Below are 5,048 nucleotides of genomic sequence, written 5' to 3' on the forward strand. Positions count from 1 at the left end.
GGTGACGCCGACGCAGACCGCGAGCGCGAGCGCGGTGGCCGTCAGCGCGGTGTGGTCGCCCCACGCCGTCCACGCCGCGCCGAACGCCAGGGAGCAGGCGAACCGCGCCGCCGCCTGACCCGTCTGCACGAGGGCCAGGCCGCTGGAGCGCAGCCGGGAGGGCACGGTGGTGGCCGCCGCGGCCATCAGCACGCCGTCGGTCGCCGCGTAGAACGTGCCGTGCAGGGCCAGCACGACGTACGGCATCGCGGCGAAGTGCCACGGCGTGAGCAGCAGCCCGTACGCACCGAGCAGGAGCACGTGCCCGCCGAGGAACACCCGCCNCCCGCCAGCGGCCGAACCGGTCCGCGAACCGGCCGAGCGGCACGGTGAGGGCCAGGAACGCCGCGGCCGTGCCCAGGGGCAGCAGCGCGAACCACTGCACCGGTATCGCGAACCGGCGTTGCAGCACCAGGTAGACGAACGAGTCGCTGACCGTGGCGAGCCCGAGCAGCAGCGCGCAGATCGTCAGACGCCGCAGGTCACGGCGCCGGAGCAGCGCGAGAGCGGCGCGCAGCGACACCCGCGCGGCGCCCGGCGCCTCCGTGTCGCGCGCGGACCGCCCCGGCACGAACAGCAGCAGGACCAGCACACCGGTCACGGCCACGCAGGTGCTCACGGTGAACACCGCGTCGTACCCCTCGGCGGCCTGCCGCAGGATCGCGAACGCCACGAGCGGGCCCAGCAGCGCACCGGCGGTGTCCATCGCGCGGTGCACGCCGAACGCGCGGCCGTGGGTCTCGGGCGTGGAGGCCAGGGAGATCATGGCGTCGCGCGGCGCCGTTCGCAGGCCCTTGCCCGTACGGTCGGCGGCCAGCACCGCGCCGATCACGGGCAGGGTGTGCGCGACGAGCAGGAGCGGCTTGCACAGGGCCGACAGGCCGTACCACCCGACGACGGCGACCGCCTTGTGCCCGGCGCGGCGGTCGGCGAGGTGGCCCCCGACGAGCCGCACGACGGCGCTGAAGCCGTTGTAGACGCCGTCGAGGACACCGAAGCCGAGCGGTGAGAGCCCGAGCCCGGCGACGAGGTACAACGGCAGCACCGCCGTGATCATCTCCGAGGAGATGTCGGTGATCAGGCTGACGGCGCCGAGGGCGAAGACCGTGGGGGCGATGGCGCCGGCGCGCGGCCCGGGACGCGCTGCGTCCCGGGCCCCGGCCACGCCGCGGCCGTCCGCGACGTACATCCGGTCAGCTCGCCCAGATGCCGGTGATGTCGGCCGCGGAGGCGGCGTTCCCGGCGTGCGACGTGCCGTACATGTCCTCGATCGTGCGGAGGACGTTGTAGTGGGTGTACTTGGTGGAGGTGCTGCTGCCCGCCTTGACGGGCTGCCCGTAGAGCACGGTGGGGATCTTGTTGCCGCTCAGGCTGTTGTCCTCGTCGAACGTCACGATGAGGACGCTGTTGTGCGTCTTGGCCCAGGTCGCGTACGCGCCGAGGTTGTTCTGCAGCCACGTGTCACCGGTCGGGACCGAGCAGTCGTGCATGTCGCTGCACAGGTTCGGGGTGACGAAGGAGACCTTGGGCAGGGTCGTGTAGTCGGCCGGGAACTGCGCGAACGTCCGGGCGGTCGAGGTCGGGACGTTGCCGAAGCCGAACCACGGGTTGTGCTTGCGGGCGTACCTGCCGCTGCTGCACGTGGTCGAGCCCTGGCCGGGGAGCGTCTCGTTGTAGCTGGCCCACGACTCACCGGCCGCGGCCAGTTCCGAGGCGAGGTTGGGCGCGGAGCTGAACCCGGGGGTGTAGCAACCGTCGTCCGTGATGCCCTGTGTCGATCCGGAGAAGATCGCGAAGTAGTTGGGCTGGCTGGGGTGCGTGATGGCGTACGAGGCGGTGAGGTTCGCGCCGCCGGTCTTGAGGGAGTTGATGTAGGGCGCGCTGGAGCTGCCGATGACCTGGCTGTACGCGTGGTTCTCCATCATCACGACGACGGTGTGGTCGGGGGTCGGGACACTGCCGGCGGCGTTCGCCGTGCCGTCGATCCCGGCCCAGAGTCCGGCCGCGGCGGCCGCGAGGCCGACGGCGGACACCAGGGCGGCGAGGGTGCGTCGAGCCGGTCTTCCGGCGCGTGGGAACACATGGACCTCCGGGGAAACGGGTGGGGCCCTGGGGCGGCGCCCCGCCAGAGTGTGAATGCCCCGGACGGGCGGATGAAGCCCGCGCTGGTTAATACGGCGCGAACAGTCGGCGAACCTCGCTGTCAGGGAGGGGTCCGCGGCCCCCGGTCACCGTGTGCCGTGGGCGAGCAGCGCGTGCGCGGGAACCGACACCGACCCGTCACCGGTGGCGTACTCTGCCAGCCGCCGGTCGTAGACCTCCTTGACCCGGGCGATGGTCGGCGAGTCCTGCCGGAGCAGGACGACGGCGTTCGAGCCGACCCTGGACATCGCGCCGTTCTCCCACCACTCGCCCGGATCGAACGTGAAGTCCCAGTCCAGGCTCTCCACCCGGGCCTCGCGGAACGCGCCGCCGACCAGGGCCGCGAACGTGTCGGGCCGGCCGTACGTCATGAACGGGCCCAGCGGCACGTCGTCCGGCCAGGGGACGCCGACCTCCTCCATGGCGTCGCGCACGACGGCCAGGACCCCGCTGCCCGGCATCGTCCAGCACGTCAGGGCGAGGCGGCCGCCCGGGCGCAGCACCCGGCGCAGCTCCGCGAGCGTCGCCACGGGATCGCCGACATGGTTGATGACGAAGTTGCCCACCACAGCGTCGAACGTCTCGTCCTCGTGCGGCAGCGCGGGCAGGACCGCCACCCGTACGTCGGCGCCGGGCACGTTGCGCGCGGCGGTCTCCGCCATCAGCGGATCGGCGTCCACGGCCGACACCTTCGCGCCCCGGCGAGCGGCCTCGGCCGCCACGATCCCCGGCCCGGTGCCCAGGTCGAGCACCCGGGACCCCGCTCCGATCCGCGCGGCGTCCAGGAGCGGGCCGACGGCGTGCGCGGTCAGCCGGGCGAAACCGGTCTCGTACACGCCGGCCCGCCCGGCCCACAGGTCGCGTTCGTAGGTGTCGAAGTCCGTCATGTGGGGAGCGTACCGACACCGTGACATCCGCTGCGCGTCTCGGGTGCTCCGCGTCCGCGGCCGTGTCAGGATCGGCTCATCGCGACGACGGGAGGCCGGCATGACTTCGGGAGCGGACCGGCGGGAGCTGTTCAGCGAGGAGCGTTCGGCCGAGGTCGTGGAGGCGAGCCTGGAGGGCACCCGCGACCCCCGGCTGCGGCAGGTGCTGGGCTCGCTCGTCCGGCATCTGCACGACTTCGTCAAGGACGTCGAGCCGACCGAGGACGAGTGGAACGCCGCGATCGCCTTCCTCACCGCGACCGGGCACAAGTGCGACGACGTGCGCCAGGAGTTCGTGCTGCTCTCCGACGTCCTGGGCGTCTCGATGCTGGTCGAGACCATCAACCACCGGGCCGCGGGCGTCGCGACCGAGTCGACCGTCCTCGGCCCCTTCCACGTCGTGGAGTCCCCGCCGCGGCCCCTCGGCGCGAACATCTCCCTCGACCACCGGGGCGAGCCCTGCCTGGTCACCGGGCGCGTCACCGGGCCGGACGGCGAACCGGTCGGCGGAGCCACGGTCGACGTCTGGCAGGCCGACGCGGACGGTTACTACGACGTGCAGCGGCCCGGCGAGGTCCCGCCGTCGAACCTACGCGGCCTGTTCACGACGCGTGCCGACGGACGGTTCTGGTTCCGCACCGTGATGCCCCGCTACTACCCGATCCCCGACGACGGCCCGGTCGGCGCGCTGCTCGAGGCCACCGGCCGCCACCCCTACCGGCCCGCCCACATCCACTTCCTCGTGCAGGCCGCGGGGTACGCGCCGGTGACCACGCACGTGTTCGCCGCCGACAGCCCGTACCTGGACTCCGACGCGGTCTTCGGGGTCAAGCCGGACCTCGTTCGCGACTTCGCCGTGGTGGAGGACCCGGTGCGCGCCGCCGAGCTGGGACTGCCGGACCGGTTCCGCGAGGTCGAGTTCGACGTCGTCCTCCTGCGCGCCGTGGAGCAACCGGCCTCCGGCGCGTAAATCGCGGATGCCGCCGGGAGTCAAGCGGCCATAGATCACCGCATACCAATCCACCACCCCGGACATTGGGCCGCAAAGGACACGCGAAGTAACCGTCAAGATTGACGTGTGCCGGTGCCGGAGCCGTTGTTACCTGCTGATTAACGATGTCATAGTCAGATAAGTCAGAGCAATGCACGCCTTTATGAGGCGATGGCGTGACCGGAGCGTTGTCACGCATAAGCCGACCAAAGGAGGTGGCTTTGGTGAGAATCTCACGGCATATCGGAATAGCGGTTTCCAGCCTGGCCTTCGCGGGAGCGACGGTGGCGACTCTCGGCGCTGCGACGCCGGCGAGCGCGCAGACCGCGAGCATCGCACCGCGGCACGCCGTCACGAGCTACTCGATCGTCGACAGGCACCGGCGCTGGAGGCACGGCGGCTATACCTATTACACCTACGATTACTACTGGTCGAGCTGCTGCTGTTGCTGCTGCTGACCGTCGGAACACGCGATCGGTGATCCGCCGGTGGACCAGCGGGGTCTCGTGGCCGGGCCCGAGACCCCGACCACCCGTGTCCGGGCCGCCGTTCGCCGCCCGCGCGGGGGAGCCGGGTCCGTACCGGCCTTGACACTCGCGCGGCGCGGCGGCGAGGCGCGAAAATATTTCCGTCGCGTTTCCGCCGAGTAATGGGGTGCGGAACAACAAATACCCTGGCCAGGGCATATGTCCGGCGTTGGCGGGGTAGGAGGCGAAGCCGCTGTTACCGAAATGTTACGTCCTGACTCTCTTGACGGGAGTCGGAATGGCGTCCACCGTCGGCCTGAGAGCGCTCTCAGGAAGCACGGCATCGGTGGCCGCCACCGCCGTCGCCGTGTGTCACACCTCCCTACCCCCAGAAGGGGAGACGCCACGTGCGCCCCACCCTCCGCCCCCCGGCGCGCCGTCGCGCGCCCGCCCACCTCCTGCTGATCGCGTCCGCCGCGATCA

At 71.5% G+C, this 5,048-nt stretch carries 5 protein-coding genes; 2 read left to right on the forward strand and 3 right to left on the reverse strand.

Features of this window, described 5'->3' with window-relative positions; genetic code table 11:
• The 3 genes from ACFFNX_RS43895 to ACFFNX_RS43905 all read right to left on the reverse strand — a co-directional run.
• On the reverse strand, positions 1-1,228 hold a 1,228-nt coding region (locus tag ACFFNX_RS43895; protein ID WP_378212184.1), incomplete at its 3' end, for an MFS transporter.
• 4 nt (positions 1,229-1,232) lie between these two features.
• Positions 1,233-2,072: an alkaline phosphatase family protein gene (locus ACFFNX_RS43900; RefSeq protein ID WP_378212185.1), complete on the reverse strand. Its 840-nt coding sequence runs from the start codon at positions 2,070-2,072 to the stop codon at positions 1,233-1,235.
• Positions 2,073-2,267: 195 nt separating this feature from the next.
• Positions 2,268-3,068: a class I SAM-dependent methyltransferase gene (locus tag ACFFNX_RS43905; protein ID WP_378212186.1), complete on the reverse strand. Its 801-nt coding sequence runs from the start codon at positions 3,066-3,068 to the stop codon at positions 2,268-2,270.
• 100 nt (positions 3,069-3,168) lie between these two features.
• Here ACFFNX_RS43905 and ACFFNX_RS43910 point away from each other — a divergent pair, with 100 nt between their 5' ends.
• Entirely contained in the window at positions 3,169-4,077 is a 909-nt protein-coding gene (locus ACFFNX_RS43910) for an intradiol ring-cleavage dioxygenase (RefSeq protein WP_378212187.1), read from the forward strand.
• A gap of 245 nt (positions 4,078-4,322) precedes the next feature.
• Positions 4,323-4,556 carry a hypothetical protein gene (locus tag ACFFNX_RS43915; protein WP_378212189.1) on the forward strand — a complete coding sequence of 78 codons (234 nt, stop codon included), beginning with the start codon at positions 4,323-4,325 and terminating at the stop codon, positions 4,554-4,556.
• The last annotated feature ends 492 nt before the right edge of the window (positions 4,557-5,048 follow it).

Origin of the sequence: Actinoallomurus acaciae (genome assembly GCF_042429965.1) — a bacterium.
GTDB lineage: Bacteria > Actinomycetota > Actinomycetes > Streptosporangiales > Streptosporangiaceae > Actinoallomurus > Actinoallomurus acaciae.